Genomic DNA, 24,845 nt, shown 5'->3' on the forward strand with positions numbered 1-24,845 from the left:
TCATGAGAATCAAGGTGATCAACCCCAACACCACGTGGGCGATGACCGCCAAGATCGAGGAATGTGCCCGGACCGTCGCAGGCTCGGGCACATTCGTCGAGGCTGTCAGCCCTGCCATGGGTCCCGCGTCGATCGAAAGCCACTACGACGAAGCTCTCAGCGTCCCCGGAATCCTGACCGAGATCGCCGCCGGAGAAAAGAACGAAGTCGACGGCTACGTCATCGCTTGCTTCGGTGACCCAGGTCTTGATGCAGCCCGAGAGTTGGCCAAGGGCCCCGTCGTAGCTGTTGCCGAAGCGGCCATGAACTACGCAAGTTTCCTGGGTCGCGGATTCAGCATCGTGACCACTCTCGGTCGAACCCGCGGCCGCGCAGCCGATCTGGTGGACCGGTACGGCATGCAGGCTCGGTGCCGGGGTATCCACTCCTGCGAGATTCCGGTTCTGGAACTCGATCGTGATCCCGACGCGCGAAAGGTGATCTTGGAAGCCTGTTTCGACGCATTGGAGCAAGACGACTCGGACGTCCTCGTGCTGGGTTGCGCCGGCATGGCGGACCTGTGCCAGGACTTGTCCGACGAACTGGGTGTCCCGGTAGTCGACGGCGTTGCCGCTGGGGTCACGATGGTTCAGTCGTTGGTCACCCTCGGGCTGTCGACCAGTTCGCGCGGCGAGTTCGCACGCCCACTTCCCAAGAACTACACCGGTACACTGACACCGTTCTCGCTGTGAGCGTGCCTGAGCGAGAGTCGAACACCTGTCACCAGCAGCGCCAGGATCGCGAACAATACTCCAGCCCAGACTAATTGGCGGGTTTCGAAATGCGCGAGAAACAGTCCACCGACCGCAGTGCCGAGCGTGATCCCCAGGTTGGAGAACGAGATGAAAAGGCTGTTGCCGAATTCAGGCGCGTCGACTGCGTCTCGCCCCATCCAGCTCTGCGAAACCACCAGTCCACCGGAATGCACTACACCCCAAACCAACACGGCTACAACCATCGCGCCGAAGTACGGGCCCGCCAGATAGAGCATCACGTAGACGACGATGTACAGCAAGGGAAAAGCCACAACCGTGCGCACCACCCCCTTGGCGAGCAGAGCCCCGAAGACGAAGTTGCCGAAGATCATCACGACACCGAAAGCCAATAGCATCGCGCTGATCCACGATCCGCTCATGCCGGTCACCTCGCCGAGGTATTCGGCAAAGTATCCGTACACCGAGAACATGGCTGCGAAGACGAAGGTGACGGAAAGAATGGTCAACCACACGCGCGGCCGGCGAAGTATCCCGACTTGTGCACCGTACGACAGGCGTTGTGTCACAGGAGCCGAGGGCAGAAGTACGACAATCCCGAAAAACGCGAGAACGTTGACCACGGCGCCGAACACGAATGCTGTCGACACCGAAAAGTTCTCGGCCAAATAGGACGTCAAGGGCACGCCGAACGCGAATCCGACTGTGACGCCTGCAAATACCTTGGTCACCGCGGCGGTCGCCTGTTCCGGCGATACCAGACGAACCGCACTTGCAAGCGCGACAGCGAAGAAGACCGGATGAACCACGGCGGGGATGATCCGAAATGCAAACATCACCTCGAAACTCGATGTGGTCGCATACACCACATTGGAGACCGCAAAGACTGCAATCGCTACCAACAGAACGGTTCTCCTGTTGATTCCCGAGGTGATCAGCGTTGTGAACGGACCGGTCACCGCCACGACGAGTGCAAACACACCGACCAACCATCCGGCAGTCGACGCGGTGATACCGAACTTTTCGCTGATCTGAGGCAGAACCCCGATAATGCCCATCTCCGTAGTGATGATTCCGAATACACCCAACGCCAGAACCGGTATCAACAATTTCGACTTCACGACACACTCCTCACTACTACGTCACACAAGACAGTTACATATCTAGATATGTAGATATATTTGGTTGAACAAACCGGCCGACGAGGGCAATTCGGCCGCTACAGCTTTTCGCGAACGAATTCCCTGAACTCGCCGATCACGGATTCGTTTCGTCGGTAATACGTCCACTTCCCGATGCGCTCGGACTCGAGCAGACCCACATCTTTCATGCCCTGCAGGTACCCCGAGATCACCGACTGGGCAAGTCCCGATCGCCCCTGGATGTCACCCACACAGACTCCGATGTGAAACCCGAGATCCTGCTGCGTATACGAGTCCTCGTCGAAATACTTCGCCGGGTGCGCGAGCCACTCCATGATCTGCAGGCGAGTCGGGTTGGACAGCGCCTTGAAGATCGCCAAAGCATCCATGGACCACACCCCTCTGCACGACAACCGGAACGCATCTACTTTTATGGATATGTTTGGCGAAGTCAAGCCCGATCCGGACCGAAAGCCGTCTGCATCACATCGAAGCATTCGAAGTGAGCTGCGACACTTACGTTTCGACGACCTGCGGAAATCTCAGCGCCGACTTTCTATCTGTGACGACTTGTTTATAGTTATCGCCAACAACGAATTGCCGGAAGTTTTCGGTTCACCTCAGAACGTCCGTGGGTGAACACAATTCGCTCAACACCAGCCGTACCCGGCTTGTCATTCGGGAGTCGAACCATGAACACACCGCATCAGTTCAGGGTCGTCACCTCATGGTGATGTCGAAGCTCGCCAAATGGCAGCTGGTCGCCCTCGTCGTGGTTGCACTCCTGGGCTTGATCTATGTCGGAGCGAAATACGTACGGCTGGACAATCTTCTGGGATTCGGCCAATACACGGTCAAAACCGAACTGGCGACGTCCGGTGGCATCTTCACCAACGCCGAAGTGACCTATCGCGGTGTACCCGTCGGACGCGTCGGTGACATGTCGCTCACGTCCGACGGAATCGAAGTCGACCTGTTGATCGACAGCAGTGCTCCTCAGATTCCCGCATCCACGCGGGCCGTGGTGGCCAATCGCTCAGCCATCGGCGAGCAGTACGTCGACCTTCAGCCCGATACCGACCAGGGCCCGTTCCTCGAAGACGGCTCGGTGATCGCCGTGGGCGACACAACCACGCCGATCCCGATCGAGAATGTCTTGACCAGCGCCAACGGTCTGGTGCACTCCGTTCCGGTCGACGCACTCCACACCGTCGCGAAAGAACTCGGCGCGGCATTCAACGGCAAGGGCGAAGATCTGCAGGTACTTGCCGACTCGCTGTCGGGGATCTCCCAGTCGGGCCTCGACACCCTTCCCCAGACCCTCGGACTGATCCGCGACAGCCAGACGGTGCTCACGACCCAGTCCGATCAATCGTCGGCGATCAAGCAGTTCAGCACCGACCTCGACGCACTGACGGCGCAATTGCGCACCAGCGACCCCGACATCCGACGCGTGATCGACAACGGCATACCGGCCAGCGAACAAGTCGGCTCTCTCGTCACCGAAGCCGGCCCCGCGCTCACGACCAACCTCTCCAACCTCTCCGCCGTTGCAGCGGCAGCCGCACCGACACTGCCCTCGCTGCAGCCCTTCCTGCTCTTCCTGCCTGCGCTCGCCGGGGCGGCGCCCACCGTTGCACCGGGAGACGGCACAGTACATCTGGGCTTGGTACTCGAGACCAACAACCCGCTCTCGTGCACCGTCGGTTACGAAGGGACCATGGCGATCCTCGACGAGATGAAGCGCAAGGACCCGAACTTCGACGACACGACGCAGAACTTCCCGTTGAACACTGCCGCCAACTGCCAGGCACCTCAGGGCAGCGAAACGGGAGTTCGTAGCGCCAACCGCATCGCGTTCGCCGACCCGAACACCTCGCAACCGTGGGACGGCAAGCCCAAGGTGGACCCGGACAAGCTCAACCTGAACCCGATTGCCACTCAACTCGCACCGATGCTCGGCGCCACCCCGAAGTAGCCGTAAACAACTGGCACCGTCGACCCTCCGCGACGATGATGATGTGATGTCGGAAGGAACGCCTGAAGGCGAGTCACAGAGCATGTCACGAGGTTTCGACGAACTTGTCGCCGAAGCGGAATCCGCCTCCGTCGACGGGTGGGATTTCTCGTGGCTCGACGGACGCGCCACGGAGCAGCGTCCGTCGTGGGGGTACCAGAGGCTGATGGGTGAACGTCTCGGCCGCGCCGGCGCCGCATTGGACATCCAGACCGGCGGCGGCGAAGTCCTCGCCGCTGCACCGTCACTCCCGCCGGTGATGGCAGCAACCGAATCCTGGCCACCGAACATCGCCAAGGCCACCGCCCTTCTGCGTCCCCGAGGTGTGGTGGTGGTCGCCGATCCGGACGAGCCGCCGCTACCGTTCGCCGATTCGGCTTTCGACCTGGTGACCAGCCGACACCCAGCGACGGTGTGGTGGACCGAAATCGCGCGGGTACTCGAACCGGGAGGAACGTACTTCGCTCAACATGTGGGTCACGCCAGCGTGTTCGAACTGGTCGAGTACTTTCTCGGTCCTCAGCCGCAGGCTCGTCGCGGACGGCACCACGAGGACGAAACTGCCGACGCGATTGAGGCCGGGCTCACCGTCGTCGACCTTCGTTTCGAGCGTCTGCGCATGGAATTCTTCGACATCGGCGCCGTTGTCTACTTCTTACGCAAGGTGATCTGGATGGTTCCGGGATTCACCGTCGCGCAGTATCGGGACCGGCTCCGCGAACTCGATCAGCAGATCCGTCGCGACGGATCTTTTGTCGCGCACTCGAGTCGATTCCTGATCGAGGCACGCAAGAGCTGAGCGCACCGCGACGGGCCGCACATCCCGAACGTGATCGATGCTGCTAGTCGGACTCGTCGGCGTCGCTCCGCGAGCCGATCGCAGCGGCAAGATAGTCGCCGAGTTCACGCTGAAGGTTCGCGTCGAGTGCCCGGGCCAGTGCCGAATGTACCGACGCCACACCGAGTTCACGCATCGTCTGGAGCATCTCGGCTGTTCCGGCAACCTCGTCGCCCTCCGGGAGCCAACCGACCCCGTGCTGATCGACGATGCGATCCTTCGCCGCCTGAATCAGGTCTTTGGCGATCCCGTCCACAGCGTTGTGAAGCTTTTCGTGCACATCGACCAGTTGATCGAGAGTGAAACCGTAGTCGAGGAGACTCGAAAATCCGCTGAGCAAAGCAGGATCGGTGAAAACGCAGTTCTCTCCTTCGATCTGTACCAGTCCGAGATCTACGAGACGATCCAGTTGACCATCTGCATCTCCCCCGAGAAACTCGCGTACGACGGCCATCTCGATACTCACGGTGTCGCTGCGGGACCATGGTTCGGTGACCGCGTGCTGCAGACCCAGCACCTCTGTCAGGTCTTTCCCGCTTTCCCACCCGGTGATGAAGTCGTCGATATGCGCAGTGGTGAAACCTCGTTGAAGAAGCGTGTCGATCAGCTTGAGGCGTTCGAGGTGCGCGTCGCCGTAGATGCCTACCCGCCCACGTTTCTCCGGCGGAGGAAGCAATCCACGTTCCTGATATGCCCGTACATTCCGCGAGGTGGTGCCCGCAGCGCGCGCTAGATCGTCGATGCGGTACTCGGTCACCGCCTCGTCTCCTCTGCCGCGTCGGTCGTCACGATTCCAACTTAGTGGCAACACCAGGCCGATCAGAACCCGGGATCAGGTCTGCGCGGTGTCTTTCTCGCGCACCGTGCTCGTGTAGTCCCGAAGATCCACCGATTTCAATTGGTTCACGTACTGGGTCGCGAAACCGGGAAACATAGTGGCATTGAATCCTTCGTCGGTGAGATACCAACTCGAACATCCCGAGTTCCACGTGGTCTTCGACAGCCGACGCTGCAACTCGACGTTGTACGCATCTTCGACATCTTGACGAACATCGAGTGCCTTGAGGTCGCGCTCGAGAACGATCTTGATCGCTTGGGCGAGATAGTCGAGTTGCGCTTCCATGTACACAAGGGCGGAGCTGTGCCCCGGACCCGAGTTGGGTCCGAAGGTGAAATACAGGTTGGGATAACCGGATACCGCAATGCTCTTGTACGCACGCGCCCCGGATTTCCACTCCTGAGCGAGCACACGTCCGTCCCGGCCGATGATGGGGACCGGTGTTCCGGTCTTGCAAACGTCGAAGCCGGTGGCGAAGACGATGCAGTCGAATTGATGCTCGATCCCTTCGACCGTGCGAATGCCATGTGGCGCCAATCTCGCGATCGGCCAGGTCACGAGTGTGCAATTGTCTTGCTGGAGAGCCGGGTAATACTCGCTGGTCATCAGCAACCGCTTGCACCCTGCCCGAAAGTCGGGAGTGAGTTGTCGCCGCAACCACGGGTCCTTCACCTGCATGCGCAGATGAAGACGCCCGACTGTTTCCACCACCCTCGTCAACGGGGATTCCCACACCACCCCGAGAGCTACCGATTCGTGTCCCCAGTACCAAGCCCGACGCGCCAGAGTCTGGACGACCGGATGACGACGGTACAGATCCTTCGTGCGAGATCGGGTGCGTAGGTTTGCTCTCGGCAATGCCCATCCCGGTGTTCGTTGGAAAACCTTCACTGATCGTGCAGTTTTCACGAGTTCCGGGACGATCTGGACGCCACTGGCTCCGGTTCCGATCACTGCGACCCGCTTGTCGGTGAAGTCGTAGTCATGGTCCCAGCGAGCACTGTGAATCTTGTGTCCTTCGTAGCTCTCCAAACCCGGAACAGCGGGAAAGCTGACGTTCGCCAGCGGACCGGACGCCATGACGACGGTCCGGGCAATGACCGCTTCACGGCCCTCGAGCGCGATCGCCCAGACACCTGTCTGCTCGTCCCATTCGACGCCCGTGACGTTGCACCGAAACCGAATCTTCGGCTCGAGGCCGAACTCTTTCACCATCGTTCGGATGTAGCCGAGGATCTCCGCGCTGGCCGAGTAGGTGTGCGACCAGTCCGGGTTCGGGGCGAAACTGTACGAGTACAGACGGGACGGAATGTCGCACGCAGCTCCCGGATACGTGTTGTCGCGCCACGTCCCGCCGACCTCCGTGCCGCGTTCGAGAACGACGAAGTCCTCGATACCGTTCTGCTTCAACCGAATCGCCGCTCCGATTCCTGCGAAACCTCCACCGATGATCGCCACTGACAGCGGCTCGGCAGTACTCATGCGAGTGGCTCGTACGTAAGTTCCTTGGCCCAGGTCGGCTCGGAATTGAGCCTGCTGCCGGAAAGTCGGCCAGTGACCTTGACCATCCGATCGGCAAGCAGATGGTAGGGATGGTTGCGATTGATGACTATGTTGCCGTGCCACTTCACCACCCGATACATCGGGACGCGGAGCGCGGCCGGACTCCGTTCGCCTACGTTCCTGAATCGCTTCATCGCGGTGTAGAGCCGTTCCTCGTTCACCCCCATGTCGACGATGTTGTCGCGCATCTTGTTCAGCAGCGGGATGTAGCGAAGTGTCCCGATGATCAACGCCGGATTCATCCAGGCGCCGACGGTTTCGACAACGAGCTTGCGCGTCGTCGAGTGCCCGAGCATCTCGATCACCGCAAAATCGACCGCCAGATGCCTGGACTCGTCTGCATTGATCTTCTTGAACACAGCCTGACAGACCGGATCCTCGATCTCGTCCATGATGAACTTGACCAGGGCTCCGTCGAGCGCCACCTCGAGCATCGGTATGACGGTCCCGAGAATCGAGAGCGACAAACCGTCGGAATGCTTGTCCAGCCAGTCGATGACGAGCTTGACGTTGATGTTGGGCTCGGGCATCTCGTCGCCGTCCAGCATTCCCCAACGACGCATCAGCGCGAGTTCGGCGTTGGCGTGCTTCTGTTCCTCGGCGTGGAAATGCCGATAGATGTCTCGGAGAGTTTCAGTCGGCGCCTTGAGAGCCATCGCAGCGAAGCCACGGGCACCGACGTTCTCGATCCACATCAGGTCCGACATGAACGGTTTCAGCTTCGCATGAAGCTCTGGACTGATCGTCTCGGCGCCCGGAGCATCCCAGTCGATGTCCACCAGAGCCCATTGGCGGTCCTTGATCTTGTGCAGCATGCCGTCGAAATCGAAGGACATGTCACGCTCCTTTCGTGCTCGGCGAGTTCGTCTCCGGCGCCGCCGAAGTTCCAGATGAACCCGACTTCTGTTTCGGTGCAAAGCGATTGAGAACTCCACAGCCCCAGGTGTATGCAACGGGTAGATACCGTTTGAGTCGCCAGATCACCTTCGCATCGAACTGCGGCACCACGTAGAGTCGACCCTTGTCGTAGGCGTCGAGAGTGGTGACGGCGATGCGCTCCGGCGAAAAGCCGGTTCGCCGCATCAACGCTTGCGCCAATTGTGTTGCTTCCGCGGTGATTCGGCCGTCGAGAGCAACATTTGTCTTGACGAAGGTCGGACACAGCACCGTCACCCGCACTCCCGTACCGGCAAGTTCAGCGGACAAGGTCTCCGAGAGCGACATCACGGCGGCTTTACCGACGTTGTAGGGCGCCATCAGTGGCGCAGCCGCAAACCCAGCAGCCGAGGCCACGTTGATGAGTCCCCCGGCCCCGCTCGCACGCAGTTGTGGAGCGAATATCTCACAGCCGTGCACGACACCCCACAGATTGATCCCGAGTGCCCACTCCCAATCGTCGAAACCGATCTGGCCCACAGGTTTTCCACCGATACCGACCCCGGCGTTGTTGATCACCAGCGAAAGCGGACCCGCAAGTTCGAGTTCCGCGAACAACGCCAGGTCCTGAACCTGCTCACGAATTGTCACATCGCATTTGACGGCGTGCGCGGTACCACCGATCTCATCGATGAGTGCCACTGTTTCCTTGGCCCGTTCCAGCGAGATATCCGCGCAGATCACCTCACCGCCTCTGCGCGCCAACTCCAACGAAAAGGCACGGCCGATTCCGCTGCCGGCGCCGGTCACCACTGCGCGGGCATTGTGGGACACCTTCGATCCGCGGTTCTTGGTCGGTTTCTTGGTCGGCACCGGTCGGCTCACCTTGAAGACGCTTCGACTGCTGTGTGTTTCTCCATCTCCAAAGAGTCATCCACAACCGTGCCAGTTGTCAATGGCCTAGAATTCGATGGCGGAATACGCGGCAGTCGAACCAGTACCCGGACTGCTCGAATGAAGTCTTTTGTCGACCGACCGTGATCTAAACGGGGTGCGCGGTCTTCCAGTGCTCGGCGATGTCGATGCGCCGCGCGATCCAGACCTTCTCGTGTGACTGCACGTGGTCCAGAAATCGCTCGAGAGCGGCCGCACGGGCAGGGCGGCCGACTATGCGGCAGTGCAACCCGATCGAGAGCATCTTGGGCGATCCGGCCGTCCCCTCCGCATACAGCACGTCGAAGGCATCGCGTAGGTGCGCAAAGAACTGATCACCGCTGGGAAATCCTGCGGGAGAGGCGAAACGCATGTCGTTGGTGTCAAGGGTGTACGGAACGACCAGGTGCTTCACCGATTCTGCGCCACGCGGAACGTCGACCCAGTACGGCAGATCGTCGGCGTACGAATCGGAGTCGTAGACGAAGCCGCCGTGCTCGACCACCAATTCGCGGGTGTTCGGTGAATCGCGCCCGGTGTACCAACCGAGGGGCGCCGAACCCGTCAGATCTCGCAGAATCTGCACGGCCTCGGCCATGTCTGCGCGTTCGCGCTCGATGTCCACGGATTGGTAAGACTTCCAACGTAATCCGTGGCACGCGATCTCGTGGCCCAACTCCTGAAAAGCACTGACTGCTTCGGGGTTCCGCTGCATCGCCCGCGCCACCGCAAAGACTGTGAGAGGCAGGTTTCGCCGCTCGAAGGTTCGCAGTACACGCCACAACCCGGCCCGGGAGCCGTACTCGTACAGCGATTCCATGCTCATGTGTCGATTCGGAAATGCCTCTGCCGGAGTCATTTCCGACAGAAATGTTTCCGAAGCCGCGTCCCCGTCCAGGACGTTGTTCTCGGCTCCCTCTTCGTAGTTGAGCACGAACTGAACCGCTATCCGCGCGTCGCCGGGCCAGTGCGGATGCGGCGGATGAGGGCCGTACCCCACCATGTCCCGGGGATAGTCGTCGCTCGGATAGTCGCTCATGCCAACAACTTTACCGTCAGCGCCCGGAGATCACAGCGCGAGCAGCGTCGGTGAGTACGCCGAAGACTCTCAGCCGCGCCAGGCCACCGTCCGGGAAGATGTCCAGACGAACATCGGTGACCTGGACTTCGGAATCGATCGGAAAGCGATGGCGCGTATCCGGACGCAGCGTCGTGCGCGGCAACAGTTCGATCCACTCCCCCTCCGACGTCCGCCCGGTCAGAGCGCCCTCACCTGGACTGTTTCCGAGGAAGTACGAGGTGTCGATCTCGACGAAACTCAGCACGCCTTCACCCGCGAGTTGTACTTGCACCCAGTCGTTTCCGTTGTCGCGGCGCCTGGCGGTCTCCCACCCGTCACCCATCGAAGCAGCGCGTCCGGGAAACAGGATGTTCTGCGGTGAGCTGTAGAACATGTTGGAGCAATCGGTCACGCGGCCACCGTTTTCGAGTGCTGCGAGGTCCAACGGCCCGGCATCGAGGAAACGCGGGTCCGGCCGCGCTTCGCCGTGAACACGGAATCTCGCCACGCCGCCGTCCGGGTAAATGGTCAGCTTGACGTGCGTCCACCGCTCCTCCGACGCCACCGAGAACGGATTCTCCGAGTCACCGTGCACGGTCGAGCGCTCGACGATGGTTGTCCACTCACCGGATACGGCCAGGTCGGCGGGATCCGGATACCCCTCGACCGAGATTGCTTCCACCGAGATCTCGGGCGGGTAATTGCCCTTGAACCACGCGGTGTCGACCACGACGCCTCGCACCACTCCGGGAACACCGAGTCGGACGATCGCCTCGTCATGGCCTGCCACCCGGCGGCGACGCGTCTCCCAACCGTCGTACACCTGCCCCTTGTGACCGAACGTCGCCGGCTGGTACCCGGCCTTGCCTGGGCGGATCAGGGCCTCACGCTCGGCAAACGCCTCGTCGTTCGCCCAGATGACGGCTCCGCCGAGGGTGCGCAGTGCCAGATCGGGCAGCAAGGTGAATTCGGTGGTGCTCATCGGTCAGTGTTCTCCTGTGATCGGTGTGGTGCGTCCTACGAGGTGACGGAGTGCGTTGGTGTCGGCGCTCGGGGCGAGTCGGAGAACTTCGGATTCCGGATAAGCCCCCGCGTCGAGCCCGCGCAGTACCACCGCTGCGAGCGCCTGGGCAGTTGCAGGTTCGTCCATCACGTCGCCACCTTGGCGCCCCAGGTACGACTGGATGCGCGGGGCAGCGGCGCCGAGCGCGTTGCGATAGAAGCCGAACGTGGCGAGCCAGCGGGTGACCAGATGCCCGGGGTGCATGTCCCACCCCTGGTAGTAACCGCGTTCCAGGGACCGCGTGACGAGGCGATGGTGCCGAGTGATCGCGTCGCGGATCGCCGTGGCGCTCCCGACGGGCGCGACCTGAGTCGACCCGTCGCACACCCAGACGCCGGTCTGCGCGGCAGCAGCCAACATGACAGCCTTTGCGTGGTCTGCCACCGGATGTTCGAGCGACTGATGACGCGATGCAATTCCGCAAGCTGCACTGTAATCGTAAGTACCGTAATGCAAACCGGTCAGACGACCGGCACCACGATGGATGGCCTGAGCAACTGCCACCGTTCCGTCGGCCGCGATGACCGCCTGCGGGCTCTCGATCTGCAACTCGAACCGAAGCGAACCGAGCTCGAGTCCGTGCGCCTTCTCCAGCTCTTCGCAGAGCAACACCGTCGCCGTGACCTGCTCCACCGCGCGCAGTTTGGGAACGGTGAAGACAAATCCGTCCGGCACTCCGCCGGCCGCGTCGAGCACAAGCTCGAGCGTCCTGATCGAGCGCCGACGCTCACCGGCCGGCAACCCCTTGAACCTGATTCCACTCCAGTTCGGCCCGGCAGGATCAGCGCTGAGCGCGGCAAGCGTCTGTCCGGCCGACGTCGCTGCATCGTCTTCTTCTTCGTCGCTGCGGCGTCCGTACCCGTCCTCGAAATCGATCCGAAAGTCTTGGACCGGCTTGCGGCCGAGTTGAACTCGCACATCAGCGAGCGCATTCTCCGTGTCGAGATCGGCGAACACATGAGCATGGGAATCGAGAAGCGCGATCGCCTGCTCACCCCAGAGTCGAGGGGTGTCGACGGTTGCATCCGCGGCACTGACGTAAATCGTGTGCACGGGTTGGATCTCGTCACGGTTTCCCGGGTACTGCGCCGCGAGCCGCTCGTCCACCGGATCCAGAAGTCCGTCCAGACGATCGTGGACGGCGGCGGAGAGTCGGGATTCTGTCATCGGACGATCTTCTCAGAACGTCCGCGAGCCCGCAGGTTCTCACGCCGCCGATCCAATCCGAGTCAGCGGCCCCCGACGAACGGAACGTTGACGAAGCTCGGCCGGTCTGCAGCCAACTCGATGTGCTGCGGTTTGAGTTGGCTGTCGGCGAGCATCGGGCCGAGCGCCAGGTATCGCGGCACGCTGGCAGCGTAGACGTCGACGCGGAGCCGGTGCCCCGGTTGCAGCACTGCGTCCGTCGGGAGCATGTTGATGTCGACGGTGGTGACCTCACCGGGAACCACCGGCTGACGCGTGTCGATCGTCAGATAGTGGTGCGGTTCACTGTAGTCACCGTTGGCCGAGCGAGTGCTCTTCGAATCGTCGACTGCCCGCAGCGACGCAGTCAGAGCGCCGTTCGTGATCGGTGTCGATGTTCCGTCCGGTGCTACGTCGTTGACCGTCGCTGCCCAGAATCCGTCCGTCGCGTCCAGGACGGTCTCGAGGTGGACGTTGATCGGGCCCGAGAGTGAGGTCGGCTCCGTCACTGCCTCACCGGTGAACGTCAGGCCCTCCGCTTCCTGGAATCGGGAATCCTTGGAACACGTCGCACCGAGCACCACGGAGATCCCGGCAGTTCCCTGAGTTCCGTCACCGGAGCAGAAGCCTCGCAGTCCTGGTGCGACTGTCAATCGCGCTGCGGCACTGGGCGGGTCATTCGTCAGCGAACCGTCATACGATGCGTGGGCGGCAGTACCGCTGGGCGCAGAGTTCAGATACATACGTTCGTAGCTCGCACCGGCTCGCGGGAACTGATCGTCCGTGATCCATCCGCCGCCTTGCTGGAACATCGTCACCGGACCGTAACGATCGATTCCGTTGTCGATGCCCTTGAGCCACTTGTCGAACCACGCACGTTCGAGCACGTCGAGGCGCGGCGGCGCACCGTCCTTGCCGAATCCTCCACCGGGAGTGACGTGATAGCCGTTCCCCATGATCAACTGCTTCTGCCCGGGCGGCAGATCGATTCCGTTGTAGATCCGCGGCTCACTGTTGGCGAAGATGTCGTGCCAACCGCCGTAGACCATCGTCGGAACGGCGATGTTGCCGACGTCAGCGGCTCGGTCCTGATAGAACTGCCCGTCTTGCGCGACTTGCAGAGTCGACGGCGACACGTCCTCGATTCTCTGAGCCGTCATCGCTTGCACCAGTTCGGGAATCAGCGTTCCCGGATCCTCGAGGCGGCTCGCCAACCACAGGGGATCGAAGTTTCCTTGCAGGATGTCCTGAACGTTCGGGATGAGTTTGAGCCCGTTGACCGCGGTCAACCACAACGGCATGAACCCGACTCCGAGGCCGCCACCGGTTCCGACGATGTCGCGCAGCAGATCGTTGCCAGGTTCGACCGGGAAGATCGCCTTCAGTGCAGGTGGATTGTTGCTCGCCGCCTGCACCGAGTTGATCGCGGAGTACGAGATGCCCGCCATCCCTACTTTCCCGTCGGACCACCCCTGCTTGCTCATCCAGTCGATGACCTCGACCGAATCCTGTTGCTCGCGCTTACCGAGCACGTCCCAATTACCTTGGGAGAAGCCGGTTCCACGTGCGTCGACCACTACCTGCGTGTATCCGTTCTGGACCAGATCACGGTTGACGCCGAGAACCCTGGCGCCTCCGCCGGCGATGACGCCCGTCAACTCCGACACGCCGTCGAACGGCGCCGCGAGGTCGAGCGAGTTCGCAACGTCCATCAGCGTCTCACCGACCTGCGGGATCGACAGAGCTGAATCCACCAGTGTGTCCAGCAGTTTCGTGTACGGCGTGATGTTGAGGACCGATGGCGTCTTCGATTCCACGGCCCGCCCGGATGCATCCGCCGGTCGGTACACATTCGCTTGCAGAACTGTGCCGTCACTCATCGTGATGGGCACGTCCCACTCGATCGAGACCCCCGGATACTGCGGCGTCGCCTCCGTTTCCGCGAGCCAGGCCTGTCCGTCCGACCCTCCCGTCGGATCCGCAGAAGCGACGGCGCTCGGCACCGCCAATCCCACGACGCACAGCCCCACCGCAATCGTTGTCGACCTTCGACGTAGAAGTCGTGTCCTCACGAAAACTCCAATTTTCTGTTGTGATGACCCAGCCCTGCCCCCACGACAGTGACCGGTGTCACGAACTTACCGGATAGTAACTTCCGTCCCATATGTCGTCAATAGGTCTGAATGCCGACCGGACGGCTAGCTTTGAAGATGTGTCACGATCACCGCTTCCCGTCCGCGACGGCCTGAACCCGAGTCGCATCCGTCAGCCAGACGACGGCATGTGGACGACGACGCTCGACTACCTGCTCGAACGGTTCCCCCAGGACGCCGTCCGATTGCGCGAGAAGGTCGCAGCCGGGGAGGTCGTCGACGAGAAGGGTGTCGGAATCACCGAGACGAGCGCTTTTGCTCCCCGGCGGTTCGTCTACCTGTACCGCGACGCTCCGGTCGAAGCGCGGGTGCCGTTCGAGATCGACATCCTCTACCGGGACGAAAACATCCTGGTCGTGGACAAGCCGCACTTTCTCGCGAGCACGCCCCGCGGGCGATACATCGCCGAATCGGCCTTGGTGCGGTTGCGTCGGGATCTCGATCTGCCGGAGTTGAGTCCAGCGCATCGCCTCGACCGCGTCACGGCAGGACTGCTGCTGTTCACCGTGCATCAGGCGGCCCGGCGCGGCTATCAGACCATGTTCGCCGACCGCCGCGTCACCAAGGAATACGAGGCCATCGCGCGTCACGACGCGCAGGTGAGCACTCCCGTGGTCGTGCGCAGTCGCATCGTGAAAGAACGCGGCGTGCTCAAGGCCGCGGAGATCGAGGGCGAACCCAACAGCGAGTCGCGGATCGAACTGATCGAAACGCGAGACGGCTTCGCGCGGTACCGGTTGACTCCCCATACCGGCAAGACCCATCAACTTCGGCTGCACATGACCTCGCTCGGGCTCCCGATCCACGGCGACAACTTCTATCCCGACTTCTACGACGTTGCCGCAGAAGATTATTCGAACCCGCTGCGCCTGCTGTCGAAGGTTCTCGAGTTCGAGGATCCGAAGACCGGCCGGCTGCAACGGTTCGAAAGTCGGCGGACCCTGTCCTGGCCGGACGAATCAGGCCGTGGCGACTCGCCGTAGGGACCCCGGACCCTTCCACTGCGCCTCCGATACCGGGAGGATGGAAGCGCAGACCGCACCGCAAGAGGAGACCAGATGAGCAAGACCGCCGTCGTACCCGAAGCCGTACGGGAGATCGAGCGCAAGTACGAGGCGCCGGCCGAGCAGGAAGTTCCCGCCTTGGGCGGACTTCCCGGTGTTGTCGGCGAACCGGTCCACGACTCGATACAGCTCTCTGCCACCTACTTCGACACCGCGGACTACCGGTTGCTGGCCGAGAAGATCACGCTGCGCAAGCGTGAGGGTGGCGACGACGCGGGGTGGCACATGAAACTTCCCGCAGGCCAGGACACTCGAACCGAAATCCAACTTCCCCCGGACGAGAGCACCGATGTGCCCTCGCCGCTGTCGAGTCTGATCCGGGCGATCATTCGCGGTCACGATCTGGTGCCGGTCGCCCTGATCATCACCGATCGGGAGCGCACCAGGCTCAACGGCGAAAACGGTGTGCTGCTTGCCGAAGTGGTCTCCGACACCGTCATCGCCTGCAAGGCAGACGGTTCCGGAGAGTCCACGTGGCAGGAAGTCGAGGTCGAACAAGGCGCAGGCGGGCAAGAGCTGGCCGATGCAATCGAGTCGGTTCTACTGGACGCCGGGCTGGAGCGCTCTGCGAGTCCGTCCAAACTCAAACGAGCACTGGGCACGTCGGTCACACCGTACGCCGGTCACGAGGTCACCTCGGGCAAGGCGTCGAATCCGCGGATCTTGTTGCGTAATTACCTCATCGAACAATTGCGCGCACTGGTCGCCGCGGATCTCGGCACGCGTCGGGCCGACGACGAAGCCGTTCACGACTTCCGGGTTGCGGCACGTCGCATCCGCAGCGCTCTGCAGTCGTACGCCGGCCACTCCCCCAAGACCGACGATCTCATCACGGATCTGCGGTGGATCGGTGGAAAGTTCGGTGACGCCCGCGACGTCGAGGTCCAGTGGGAGCGTCTTGTGGAACGCCTCGGCGAAATCGACGAGATGCCCGAGCGAGAAGCTGTGCGAGCTCGAATCGACGAGTTCTTCTCTGCACGTGGTGAAACCGCCCAGGAAACAGCCCTCGAGGCGCTCGATTCCGAGCGATACACCACGCTGCTCGATCGCCTCGACGAGTACGTCGGCGACCTCGAATTCGACACCGCCACCCACCGCGTCGGAAAGAAGGCATCGGCACGAGAGTTGGCCCATACCCTGCGGCACCTGGCACACAAGGTCGGTAAGCGGGTCGATCACGTCTTCGATGCCGATAGCCGCACCGAGCGTGACGAGCGAATGCACCGCGCCCGCAAGGGAGCCAAGCGGATGAAGTACGCGATCGAGGTCATGGAACCCGTGTCGAAGAGCCGAGCGAAGCGTGCACTGAAGCATTTCAGCCACTTCCAGGATGTTCTCGGCGAGCACCAGGATTCCGTTGTCGCCCAACATCATCTACTTGCAATGGCAGCCGAGCAGGAGCATACCTCGCTCACCAGTTTCGGATTGGGCATGGCCTACCGACGAGAACTGGAAATAGCCGACGGGCAATCGACCCTGCTACGCAAGACGTGGAAGGAAGCCGTGAAGTCAGCATCGTCACTCTGGTGACGTCGCTGTAACCAGTCGACCGATCTCGATCATTTCAGAGGGAGTAGACATGAACACACTTGCAGGACACCAGGATGTCGTCGCCGGTATCGACGGATCCGAGGCCTCGACGGCGGCGGCCCGGTGGGCGGCCTCCGTCGCGAACGCGGTGAACTCACGACTGATTCTGGCGCACGCCCTGCCGCAAGAGGGCCCGATCTACAGTCCCGCTGCAGTGATGTTGCAGTCACAGTTCCTCAGCCAGATCCGCGAAGACGGCGAAGCGATCGTCGATGCCGCCGCCGCGGTGATTTCGGCCGAATTCCCCGAACTGACCATCGAATCCGAGATCGCGCCAGGGCCGGCGTCGACGCATATCCTCGAATCCTCGGGTACCGCACGCCTGATCGTGATGGGGTCGACCGGATCGGGTGCACTGCGCTCACGGCTGCTCGGATCGACCGCACTGAAGGTGGCCAATCATGCAACCTGTCCGGTCACCGTGTGGCGTGGTTCGGCGGAGAATCCCGGTCCGGATCAGCGTCCCGTCATCGTCGGAGTCGACGGAAGCGCGTTGAGCAAGAAGGCCGTCGAGTACGCGTTTCGTTATGCCGATCAGTTCGACGCGCCGCTCATCGCGGTCCACACCTGGCAGGGCTCGTCCACCTTCCGCGAAGGCGGAGCGGGAATCCTGATCGACTGGGAGGCTGTCGAGCAGGAGGAATCGGCGCTACTGGCGGAAAATCTAGCCGGTATGGCCGACCAGTACCCGGACGTGCCGGTCACCCGCATCAGTGAACCCGGTGCCGCTGCTCCCGTCATGCTCAAATACGCCGACGACGCACAGTTGATAGTTGTCGGAAGTCACGGCCGCAGTGCGATGGCGGGCGCCGTGATGGGCTCCACCAGCCAGAATCTGCTGCACCATGCGCCAGGGCCGGTCATGATCTGTCGCGCCTGAATTGCTGTGCGCCTTTATTAACCCCCCGCGGTTAATAAAGGCGCACAGCAGGGGTCAGGCGAGACCCGTGCCCACCAACTGACCTACTCCGTACGTCACGGCCATCGCCAGCGCGCCGCCGATCACCACGCGTAGCACCGCTCTGGTCTTGCGAGCTCCGCCGAGCGTCGCGCTGATCGTCCCGGTCAGCGCAAGTGCGATCAGCACCGCGAAAAATGCGATAGGGACGCGGATGCCTGTCGGCGGCACCAGAATTGCGACCAACGGGATCGCCGCGCCGATCGTGAACGAGATTGCCGACGAAATCGCTGCATGCCACGGATTGGTGAGATCGTCTGGATCGATACCCAATTCGACTTCTACGTGCGCCGCGAAGGCGTCGTGCTCGGTCAATTCTTCGGCGACGCGGCGGGCCGTCTCCGGACTCAATCCCTTGTTCTCGTAGATCTCGGTCAGTTCCTGAAGTTCAGCCTCCGGGGTCTCGAGGAGTTCCTTCTTCTCCTTCTGCAGGAGTGCGCGTTCGGTATCCCGCTGAGCGCTGACCGAGACGTACTCGCCCAACGCCATGGACACAGCGCCGGCAACCAGTCCAGCAAAACCGGCTGTGAAGATTGCTGAGCGCTCGGTTGTGGCTGCCGCAACACCGACCACGAGGCCTGCGGTCGAGACGATTCCGTCGTTTGCACCCAGAACACCTGCACGCAGCCAGTTCAGGCGATTGTTCAAACTCGGTGCGTGAGGTTCCGATTCCCCACCGGGCGCCCCGTCGGTCAACTGCACACTGTCTCCGGACATGGCAACAGATTAGGACGATCAGTCCGGTTGCGATAGCAATCTGAGCCTGTCCTTCGCGCACTGATATATTCCGATTGGCACCCCAACCAAGCATTTGTTAGGTTTGGAATCGGCAGACATCTGGAGGCATTGTGAGCGCAGTACGCACCGCTTTTGTCAGCGGCGGAACCGGTGGAATCGGGTCGGCGATCGCCCTGACCCTTGCCGAACGCGGACACGACGTCGCCTTCACCTACCGAAACAACAAGGGCGCTGCCGAGCAACTGAGCGAGCAGATTCGAGCGCATGGCGTGCGCGCCCACTCGTACTCTCTCGACTTGACCGACGAGTTGTCGATCAGCGCCGCCGTCAACGATGCGGTCGATGATCTGGGCACATTGACGACGCTGGTCCACGCTGCGGGACCGCACGTCCCGATGACGCACCTCTCACGTGTGACGCCGGCGTTCTTCACCGAACAACTGAACCAGGAGGCCGCGGCGTTCTTCACCCTCGTCCACACCGCCCTGCCTGCGCTGCGTGCATCCTCGGGTTCGGTGGTGGCGGTGACAACCGCGGCAACGGATCGCTTTCCCGTGCGCGACGGACTCTCCGCTGGCACCAAAGGGGCTGTCGAACAACTTGTTCGCGGATTCGCCGCAGAGGAGGGACGCTACGGCGTCCGGTTCAACGCTGTAGGACCAGGCATGTTGACGGACGGAATGGCGGAGCGCCTGATCAGCTCCGCCGAACTCGACCAAGGCGCGCTCGACGTGACGATCAGCCGAATCCCGTTGAAGCGCTTCGGATCAGCTGCCGACATCGCCGAAGCAGTATGTTTCCTCGCAAGCGACGCGGCCGGATTCATCAGCGGTCAGAAGCTCAACGTCGACGGTGGCTACACCGTCTGAGCGCTATCCGCCCAACTTGCGAAAGACCAGTCGCACGGCAAGTTCCAGGTGCGCCATCACCTCGTCCGTCGTCATCCGGCCCGCAACCCACGAGACGAGACTCGACATCCAGACGTCGTCGATCACCTTCACCGCGTCCAACTGCTGCTGCGAGACTTCCTCGACACCGATCGCCTTCGCGAACATCTCGGTCACGACCCCACCGAGCGCGTTGAGTTCCGGGGTCGCCGACGCGTCCGCGAACATGTACGCCCGAACCAACGCTTCGTAACGGAGGTGATCGGTCTCGAGGACCTCCGTATTCTTGCGCAGCACAAACAGAATCCGGTCCGACGGAGTCTCGCCCGGGATTACAAAGTCTTGGAATCTGTCACGCAAACCCTCGAACATCCACAACAATGCGACGACAAGCATGTGGTTCTTGGACGGGAAATACCGGTAAACAGTGCCGATCGCGACGCCGGCGCGATCGGCCACCGATCGCATCTGCACCGCGTCGTAGCCGCCTTCGGAGGCGGATTCCATTGCGGCGTCGACAATCCGGCGAAAACGCGCTCGCTGCGACGGCGTCGTACGACGTCCGGTCACCGAGCTACGTTCGACCACCGACTGGTCTGCCTTGTCGCCACCTGCCATGTCCACAACCCTTTTTAGACGTCGTTTTGCCGACTCCCAATGTAGCCGCCCAACGCAATTGTCGGGTGCATGACTGCCCGCTTCCGAACTGCCCGCCAGTGGAACTGGCCCAGATCAGGAAGCGCGCCGCGGCCGATCGGATCGGCCGCGTCTACGTGGATCTTCCGACCAGTCGCGAGAGGGTGCGCGTCGGCCCGGAGCTGGAGCCCGGCGTCTGTCGGGTTGTGGTGCCCGTCGTTCCGGTCGGCGTTGCCCAGTTGGAGCAGGCTGGGCGCGGCGAGCTGGCGGCCTCCGTCGATCGGTCTGTGGCTTCTTGGCAATGCCGAACCGAGGCTTGCCGAAGACCAGCGGTATCCAACCGCGACCGCTGCTCTCGGCCGAGGCGACAGCCTCGGGCTCACGGAAGGCTGCGTGCGCGATGAGCCCGAACATCAGCAGGGTGGTGATCATCGACGTTCCGCCCGCCGAGATGAGCGGTAGTTGCAGACCGGTCACCGGAATCAGGCCGACGACGTAGGCGATGTTGATGAACGCCTGCACGACGATCAACGTCGTTGCTGTCGCCGTCATGACCTTGAGGAACGGATCGGTCGACCGCTTCGCGATTCGCAGTCCGACGATCAGAACCGCGGCGAAGAGAGCAACGACGATCAGCGCACCGACCAGACCCAACTCTTCACCGATCACGGCAAAAATGAAGTCGTTGTGCGCCTGCGGGAGGTAACTCCATTTGGCGTCGGACTGCCCCAGACCGCGACCGAAGATGCCGCCGTTCGCCAATGCGTACTTGGCCTGAGTGCTCTGGAAGTTCAAACCCTGCGGGTCGAGATCAGGATTGAGGAAAGCCTTGATGCGATCCGAGCGGTAACCAGCAGTAAGCCCGAGCACGAGAAATGCGACTGCGGAACCGAGCGTGAGGCTGATGAATGTCTTCATCCGGAACAGCCCGAACCACAGCACCGACATGAAGATGATGCCGATGGTGATGGTGGTTCCGAGGTCCTTCTCCAACACCACCAGAACCAGAACCAGCAGCGTCGTACCGCCGATCACCGGCAGCGCACGGTTGACATCCATCCGCGCGTTGATGAACGACGCAACCGTCGCCGCGGACCAGATCGCCAGAGCAAGTTTGGCCAGCTCCGACGGCTGGAAGGAAATGCCCGCGATCACGAACCAGCTGCGAGCACCCATCTGTTCCGAGCCGATACCTGGAATCAGCACCAGGACAAGCAGAACAAGACACAGGATCAGCAGCCATGGTGAGGCTCTACGCATCGTTTCGGTCGGCAACCGCACGACCGCCACGAACATCACCAAACCGATCGCTGCGAACATGCACTGCGGCCAGAAGCGGGCGTAGGACGTCCCGGACAGAACATAGGATTCGACGCCCGAAGACGACAGCACCATCAGCAGTCCGAACGCGACGATCAGCACGACCAGACCGACGATCATATGGAAATCGAACAGTGGCCGATTCGTCCACATCGCCGTTCGAGCGCGGAAGGGTGTCGATGTGCGGTCACGTTTGTCCGACGCTCCACGGGGTGAGTTAACTGGCTCTCCACTCCCGCGACCGTTGGGCTTGTCTTCACTGCGACCGGTCACCACACAAGTATCGTCCCACGACTCCTAACCCATGGGTAACACAAGTCCCATGAGTCACACGGGCTCGGCCTCCCGAGGTCCATGTAGACCCACGAAATACCAGGTCACGTCCTTCGCCGGCGTCGGTCTGCCACCGCCCCCGCCAACGAGAGCGTCAACATGACCACGCAGACGGCAAGCGCGATCCCGAACGCACGTCCATATCCGTCGGGCGAGCATCCGAGCACACCGAGATACAACCCCGATACCGCGGCCAGCGAGATGGTCGCGGACAGGCGCTGCGACAGCTGAAGGAAACCCGCCGCAACTCCGTTCGCACCCGCCGGTGCATATTCGAGAGTCAGCACCCGATTGGGCGCGTCGACCAAGCCGCTGGCAACTCCCGACAACACCGCCAGGACTACCAGCACCGGGATCAGATGTTCCCGCGGAATCAGATTGACCGCTGCGATGTACCCGAGGATGACAAGGATCTCGCCGACTATGGCAAAAACCACTGCACTTCGGCCGAACCTGGCAACCAGCCGCCATCCGAAAGCCGAAGTCAGGGCCATCGCGAGTGAGCTACCGGTCATGATCAACGCCGCACTCAGCGGGACGAAGCCCAAACCTTCGATCAGATAGAGGCTGAGCACCGCGTTGACGGCGAGGATGGATCCGAACCAGAAGAGTGCAACCGTTGTACCGAGCCGAAATCCCCGAGAGGCGATCAATGACGGAAGCAGTACCGGCGTCCCACCGCGTGCGGCGTACCGACGTTCCCAGAACCAGAAGGCAACGGCAGCGCCGAACGCACCGATCAGGAAAGCCGCGGCGACAGTAACACTGGTCCGGGTCACGATGGGCCACAACAGGAGCCCGGTCGTAGTCGCCAGCAGACACAGCCCAACCGGATCGATCGACGCGCCCGATCGGGTGGTTCGATCACGGCGCAGAAAGCGAAACGCCAGAATCAGTGTGATCAGAGCAAACGGCACGTTGAGAACGAGAAGCAACCGCCATCCGAAGTCGGCGTCGGAATACTTCAGCAGTACGCCACCGAGGATCGGTCCGGAAACGCCGGCCAGACCACCCGCGGTGCTGTACGCGCCCAACGCCTTCGCCCGAGCCTTTCCGGACACCCGGTCGGTGATGATGCCGAGCACCTGCGAACTGATTGTGCCTGCGCCGATCCCTTGCCCCAGCCGGGCCAACACGATCATCGACGGATCCGACGCACACGCTCCGAGGATTCCCATCACCGCGAAAATGCTCAGGCCCGCCAAGAACAAGCGTCGACGCCCGACGACGTCACCGAGTCGGCCCGCCGGCACCAGGGCCAAGCCGAAAGTCAGCGAATAGCTCGCAAGGATCCACTGCACCTCCGAGGTCGACGCGCCCAGCGACGCCCGGATCGACGGAACCCCGATTCCGAGCACCGCCGAATCGAGAAGAGTGGTGAAGCCCGCGGCTACGCAGACGATGATCTCCCAGCGGACGGCCGAATCGAGCTTGGTGGATTCGGCCGCCGCTGTGACCGTGTGGGACAGGACCCGTTACCCCGCAGCTTCAGACGTGGCCCGACGCGTGAGCGGCGGTCGCAACCCCAAGTGCTCTCGCAGCGTCGACGTGGAGTACTCGGTGCGGTACGCCCCACGCTCCTGCAGTTCCGGGATCAACCAGTCGACGATCTCGTCGAGCCCGGTCGGCACCAGGTACGGCGAGATGTTGAAGCCGTCCGAAGCTCCGTTGCGCACCCAATGGACCAACTGATCTGCGACCTGCCCCGGAGTGCCCGCAAAACCCGAACGCTGCGAGGTCTCGATAGCGACCTGACGTAGGGACAGATTCTTTGCCTCGGCAAGAGCACGCCATTCACGTGCGATCGCAATGGGGTCGTTGCCGTCCCGCGCGGAACCGCGCGTCTCCGAAACCGGGCGGGCAACCGGATCTTCCTCGGGGAGTGGACCGTCGGGGTCTCGATCGGAAAGGTCCTTACCCCACACCAGTCCGACGAGAGAGAGGGCAGTCTGACCGGTGAACTGGCCTTCGAGGACCCACCGTGCCTTCTCCTCGACTTCGGACTCGTTCTCCGCCAACACGATCTGCGTGCTGGGCAAGATCTTGACGTCGTCCTCCGGTCGCCCGGCTTTACGCAACCGAGCCCGAATGTCGTCGGCGAAGTCGAGCGCGCCGTCGAAATGAGTCCCGTGTCGCGAGAAGATGACGTCGGCATGCGTCGCCGCGAAATCGCGTCCACTCGGGGAATCACCCGCTTGGAAGATGACCGGATGCCCCTGGCGGCTTCGGGGAAGCGTCGGCGTCACGGAGATGTCGAACTGTGAAGTCTGCCTGCGCACGTCGCCGACGGCACCCGGAGTAGACCAGTTCTCGGACGTGCGAGAATCCGAGATCGCGTCGTCGGCCCACGAATCCCACAGTGCCCGCGCGGTTTCGATGAACTGCCCGGCACGCTCGTAGCGCAGGGAGTGGTCGAGGAAACCACCGCGACGGAAGTTCTCTCCCGTCCACGCGTTGTCGGTGGTCACCGCATTCCAGCCGGCCCGTCCGTCGGAAAGTAGGTCGAGGCCGGAGAGTCGACGCGCAAGGTCGGCCGGTTCGTTGTACGTGGTGTTCTGTGTCGCGACCAACCCGATCTTGTCGGTGATACCGGCGAGGGCGGCCAACTGCGCAATGGCGTCGGGGCGGCCGGCGATATCCAGATCGAGAATCTTGCCGTTCTGTTCCCGAAGGCGAAGGCCTTCACCGAGGAAGAAGGCGTCGAACAGACCTCGCTCGGCGGTGAGTACCAAGCGCCGAAACGTCTCGAAGTCGATCTGGGATCCGCTCGCGGAATCGGACCAGATGGTGGTGTGGTTGACCCCTTGGAAGAAGACGCCGAAGTGAACGTGAGCGTCGGGTCGAGGTACGGCGGAGCGTGATGCAGTCATGGCCGAAATATCCTTAGCGCGAAGTCAAG

At 62.0% G+C, this 24,845-nt stretch carries 22 protein-coding genes; 7 read left to right on the top strand and 15 right to left on the bottom strand.

The features are described from left to right. Positions 1–2 precede the first annotated feature (2 nt). Positions 3–731 carry an aspartate/glutamate racemase family protein gene (locus tag GN300_RS04180; RefSeq protein ID WP_007733934.1) on the top strand — a complete coding sequence of 243 codons (729 nt, stop codon included), beginning with the start codon at positions 3–5 and terminating at the stop codon, positions 729–731. Here the strand turns inward: GN300_RS04180 and GN300_RS04185 are convergent. After that, positions 698–1,873 carry an MFS transporter gene (locus GN300_RS04185; RefSeq protein WP_042451348.1) on the bottom strand — a complete coding sequence of 392 codons (1,176 nt, stop codon included), beginning with the start codon at positions 1,871–1,873 and terminating at the stop codon, positions 698–700. The two genes, GN300_RS04180 and GN300_RS04185, sit on opposite strands and share 34 nt — an antisense overlap. Before the next feature lie 98 nt (positions 1,874–1,971). Then, complete coding sequence (locus GN300_RS04190) at positions 1,972–2,283, bottom strand: helix-turn-helix transcriptional regulator (RefSeq protein ID WP_007733929.1); 312 nt, start codon at positions 2,281–2,283, stop codon at positions 1,972–1,974. Between the two features lie 338 nt (positions 2,284–2,621). On the opposite strand from GN300_RS04190, the gene GN300_RS04195 reads away from it, so the two are divergent. Then, positions 2,622–3,872: an MlaD family protein gene (locus GN300_RS04195; protein WP_267932988.1), complete on the top strand. Its 1,251-nt coding sequence runs from the start codon at positions 2,622–2,624 to the stop codon at positions 3,870–3,872. A gap of 82 nt (positions 3,873–3,954) precedes the next feature. Further along, positions 3,955–4,710 carry a class I SAM-dependent methyltransferase gene (locus GN300_RS04200; protein ID WP_030535277.1) on the top strand — a complete coding sequence of 252 codons (756 nt, stop codon included), beginning with the start codon at positions 3,955–3,957 and terminating at the stop codon, positions 4,708–4,710. Positions 4,711–4,753: 43 nt separating this feature from the next. Here GN300_RS04200 and GN300_RS04205 read toward each other — a convergent pair whose 3' ends face one another. The 8 genes from GN300_RS04205 to GN300_RS04240 all read right to left on the bottom strand — a co-directional run bounded on the left by GN300_RS04205 (position 4,754) and on the right by GN300_RS04240 (position 14,339). Beyond that, positions 4,754–5,506, bottom strand: coding sequence for a MerR family transcriptional regulator (locus tag GN300_RS04205; RefSeq protein WP_030535276.1), 753 nt, complete (start codon positions 5,504–5,506; stop codon positions 4,754–4,756). A gap of 75 nt (positions 5,507–5,581) precedes the next feature. Continuing rightward, entirely contained in the window at positions 5,582–7,069 is a 1,488-nt protein-coding gene (locus GN300_RS04210; RefSeq protein ID WP_007733920.1) for an NAD(P)/FAD-dependent oxidoreductase, read from the bottom strand. Beyond that, complete coding sequence (locus tag GN300_RS04215; protein ID WP_063315864.1) at positions 7,066–7,986, bottom strand: hypothetical protein; 921 nt, start codon at positions 7,984–7,986, stop codon at positions 7,066–7,068. The genes GN300_RS04210 and GN300_RS04215 overlap by 4 nt, the downstream gene beginning before the upstream one ends. A 1-nt stretch (position 7,987) precedes the next feature. Next, a complete protein-coding gene (locus tag GN300_RS04220; protein WP_063315863.1) occupies positions 7,988–8,899 on the bottom strand; it encodes an SDR family NAD(P)-dependent oxidoreductase in 912 nt (303 codons plus the stop codon). A 169-nt stretch (positions 8,900–9,068) separates the two neighbouring features. Next, positions 9,069–9,998, bottom strand: coding sequence for an allantoinase PuuE (gene puuE, locus GN300_RS04225; RefSeq protein WP_042451351.1), 930 nt, complete (start codon positions 9,996–9,998; stop codon positions 9,069–9,071). Positions 9,999–10,014: 16 nt separating this feature from the next. Next, a complete protein-coding gene (gene alc, locus GN300_RS04230) occupies positions 10,015–11,001 on the bottom strand; it encodes an allantoicase (RefSeq protein WP_007733917.1) in 987 nt (328 codons plus the stop codon). Positions 11,002–11,004: 3 nt separating this feature from the next. After that, positions 11,005–12,249 carry an aldolase/citrate lyase family protein gene (locus GN300_RS04235; RefSeq protein ID WP_007733914.1) on the bottom strand — a complete coding sequence of 415 codons (1,245 nt, stop codon included), beginning with the start codon at positions 12,247–12,249 and terminating at the stop codon, positions 11,005–11,007. A 62-nt stretch (positions 12,250–12,311) separates the two neighbouring features. Then, positions 12,312–14,339: a CocE/NonD family hydrolase gene (locus GN300_RS04240; protein ID WP_063315862.1), complete on the bottom strand. Its 2,028-nt coding sequence runs from the start codon at positions 14,337–14,339 to the stop codon at positions 12,312–12,314. Positions 14,340–14,479: 140 nt separating this feature from the next. Here GN300_RS04240 and GN300_RS04245 point away from each other — a divergent pair, with 140 nt between their 5' ends. The 3 genes from GN300_RS04245 to GN300_RS04255 all read left to right on the top strand — a co-directional run bounded on the left by GN300_RS04245 (position 14,480) and on the right by GN300_RS04255 (position 17,954). After that, the gene (locus GN300_RS04245; RefSeq protein WP_082845735.1) at positions 14,480–15,403 is read left to right on the top strand and encodes a pseudouridine synthase; all 924 of its coding nucleotides are present in this window, start codon (positions 14,480–14,482) and stop codon (positions 15,401–15,403) included. Positions 15,404–15,478: 75 nt separating this feature from the next. Beyond that, positions 15,479–17,014 carry a CYTH and CHAD domain-containing protein gene (locus tag GN300_RS04250; protein ID WP_007733905.1) on the top strand — a complete coding sequence of 512 codons (1,536 nt, stop codon included), beginning with the start codon at positions 15,479–15,481 and terminating at the stop codon, positions 17,012–17,014. A 49-nt stretch (positions 17,015–17,063) separates the two neighbouring features. Beyond that, positions 17,064–17,954: a universal stress protein gene (locus GN300_RS04255; RefSeq protein ID WP_063315860.1), complete on the top strand. Its 891-nt coding sequence runs from the start codon at positions 17,064–17,066 to the stop codon at positions 17,952–17,954. A gap of 54 nt (positions 17,955–18,008) precedes the next feature. Here GN300_RS04255 and GN300_RS04260 read toward each other — a convergent pair whose 3' ends face one another. Beyond that, positions 18,009–18,749 carry a VIT family protein gene (locus GN300_RS04260; RefSeq protein ID WP_007733901.1) on the bottom strand — a complete coding sequence of 247 codons (741 nt, stop codon included), beginning with the start codon at positions 18,747–18,749 and terminating at the stop codon, positions 18,009–18,011. Positions 18,750–18,880: 131 nt separating this feature from the next. Here GN300_RS04260 and GN300_RS04265 point away from each other — a divergent pair, with 131 nt between their 5' ends. Beyond that, positions 18,881–19,639 (top strand): SDR family NAD(P)-dependent oxidoreductase, encoded by a 759-nt coding sequence (locus tag GN300_RS04265; protein WP_063315859.1) that lies wholly within the window; start codon positions 18,881–18,883, stop codon positions 19,637–19,639. Between the two features lie 3 nt (positions 19,640–19,642). On the opposite strand, the gene GN300_RS04270 is transcribed toward GN300_RS04265, so the two are convergent. The 4 genes from GN300_RS04270 to GN300_RS04285 form a co-directional block, all read right to left on the bottom strand. Beyond that, complete coding sequence (locus GN300_RS04270; RefSeq protein ID WP_007733896.1) at positions 19,643–20,275, bottom strand: TetR family transcriptional regulator; 633 nt, start codon at positions 20,273–20,275, stop codon at positions 19,643–19,645. Positions 20,276–20,389: 114 nt separating this feature from the next. Then, positions 20,390–21,733 carry a putative lipid II flippase FtsW gene (gene ftsW, locus GN300_RS04275; protein WP_233405569.1) on the bottom strand — a complete coding sequence of 448 codons (1,344 nt, stop codon included), beginning with the start codon at positions 21,731–21,733 and terminating at the stop codon, positions 20,390–20,392. 257 nt (positions 21,734–21,990) lie between these two features. Beyond that, a complete protein-coding gene (locus GN300_RS04280; protein WP_190287598.1) occupies positions 21,991–23,352 on the bottom strand; it encodes an MFS transporter in 1,362 nt (453 codons plus the stop codon). A 69-nt stretch (positions 23,353–23,421) separates the two neighbouring features. Continuing rightward, positions 23,422–24,816: an NtaA/DmoA family FMN-dependent monooxygenase gene (locus GN300_RS04285; RefSeq protein ID WP_003939710.1), complete on the bottom strand. Its 1,395-nt coding sequence runs from the start codon at positions 24,814–24,816 to the stop codon at positions 23,422–23,424. Positions 24,817–24,845 lie beyond the last annotated feature (29 nt).

The organism is Rhodococcus sp. Ni2 (assembly GCF_021352185.1).
GTDB classification, from domain to species: Bacteria; Actinomycetota; Actinomycetes; order Mycobacteriales; family Mycobacteriaceae; genus Rhodococcus_F; species Rhodococcus_F qingshengii.

Excerpts from the sequence above, each read along its gene's own strand:
- GN300_RS04180 (WP_007733934.1), top strand. The coding sequence starts at position 3 with ATGAGAATCAAGGTGATCAACCCCAACACCACGTGGGCGATGACCGCC.
- GN300_RS04190 (WP_007733929.1), bottom strand. The coding sequence starts at position 2,283 with ATGGATGCTTTGGCGATCTTCAAGGCGCTGTCCAACCCGACTCGCCTG.
- GN300_RS04195 (WP_267932988.1), top strand. The coding sequence starts at position 2,622 with ATGGTGATGTCGAAGCTCGCCAAATGGCAGCTGGTCGCCCTCGTCGTG.
- GN300_RS04200 (WP_030535277.1), top strand. The coding sequence starts at position 3,955 with ATGTCACGAGGTTTCGACGAACTTGTCGCCGAAGCGGAATCCGCCTCC.
- GN300_RS04210 (WP_007733920.1), bottom strand. The coding sequence starts at position 7,069 with ATGAGTACTGCCGAGCCGCTGTCAGTGGCGATCATCGGTGGAGGTTTC.
- GN300_RS04215 (WP_063315864.1), bottom strand. The coding sequence starts at position 7,986 with ATGTCCTTCGATTTCGACGGCATGCTGCACAAGATCAAGGACCGCCAA.
- puuE (WP_042451351.1), bottom strand. The coding sequence starts at position 9,998 with ATGAGCGACTATCCGAGCGACGACTATCCCCGGGACATGGTGGGGTAC.
- alc (WP_007733917.1), bottom strand. The coding sequence starts at position 11,001 with ATGAGCACCACCGAATTCACCTTGCTGCCCGATCTGGCACTGCGCACC.
- GN300_RS04235 (WP_007733914.1), bottom strand. The coding sequence starts at position 12,249 with ATGACAGAATCCCGACTCTCCGCCGCCGTCCACGATCGTCTGGACGGA.
- GN300_RS04250 (WP_007733905.1), top strand. The coding sequence starts at position 15,479 with ATGAGCAAGACCGCCGTCGTACCCGAAGCCGTACGGGAGATCGAGCGC.
- GN300_RS04255 (WP_063315860.1), top strand. The coding sequence starts at position 17,064 with ATGAACACACTTGCAGGACACCAGGATGTCGTCGCCGGTATCGACGGA.
- GN300_RS04260 (WP_007733901.1), bottom strand. The coding sequence starts at position 18,749 with ATGTCCGGAGACAGTGTGCAGTTGACCGACGGGGCGCCCGGTGGGGAA.
- GN300_RS04270 (WP_007733896.1), bottom strand. The coding sequence starts at position 20,275 with ATGGCAGGTGGCGACAAGGCAGACCAGTCGGTGGTCGAACGTAGCTCG.
- ftsW (WP_233405569.1), bottom strand. The coding sequence starts at position 21,733 with ATGATCGTCGGTCTGGTCGTGCTGATCGTCGCGTTCGGACTGCTGATG.
- GN300_RS04285 (WP_003939710.1), bottom strand. The coding sequence starts at position 24,816 with ATGACTGCATCACGCTCCGCCGTACCTCGACCCGACGCTCACGTTCAC.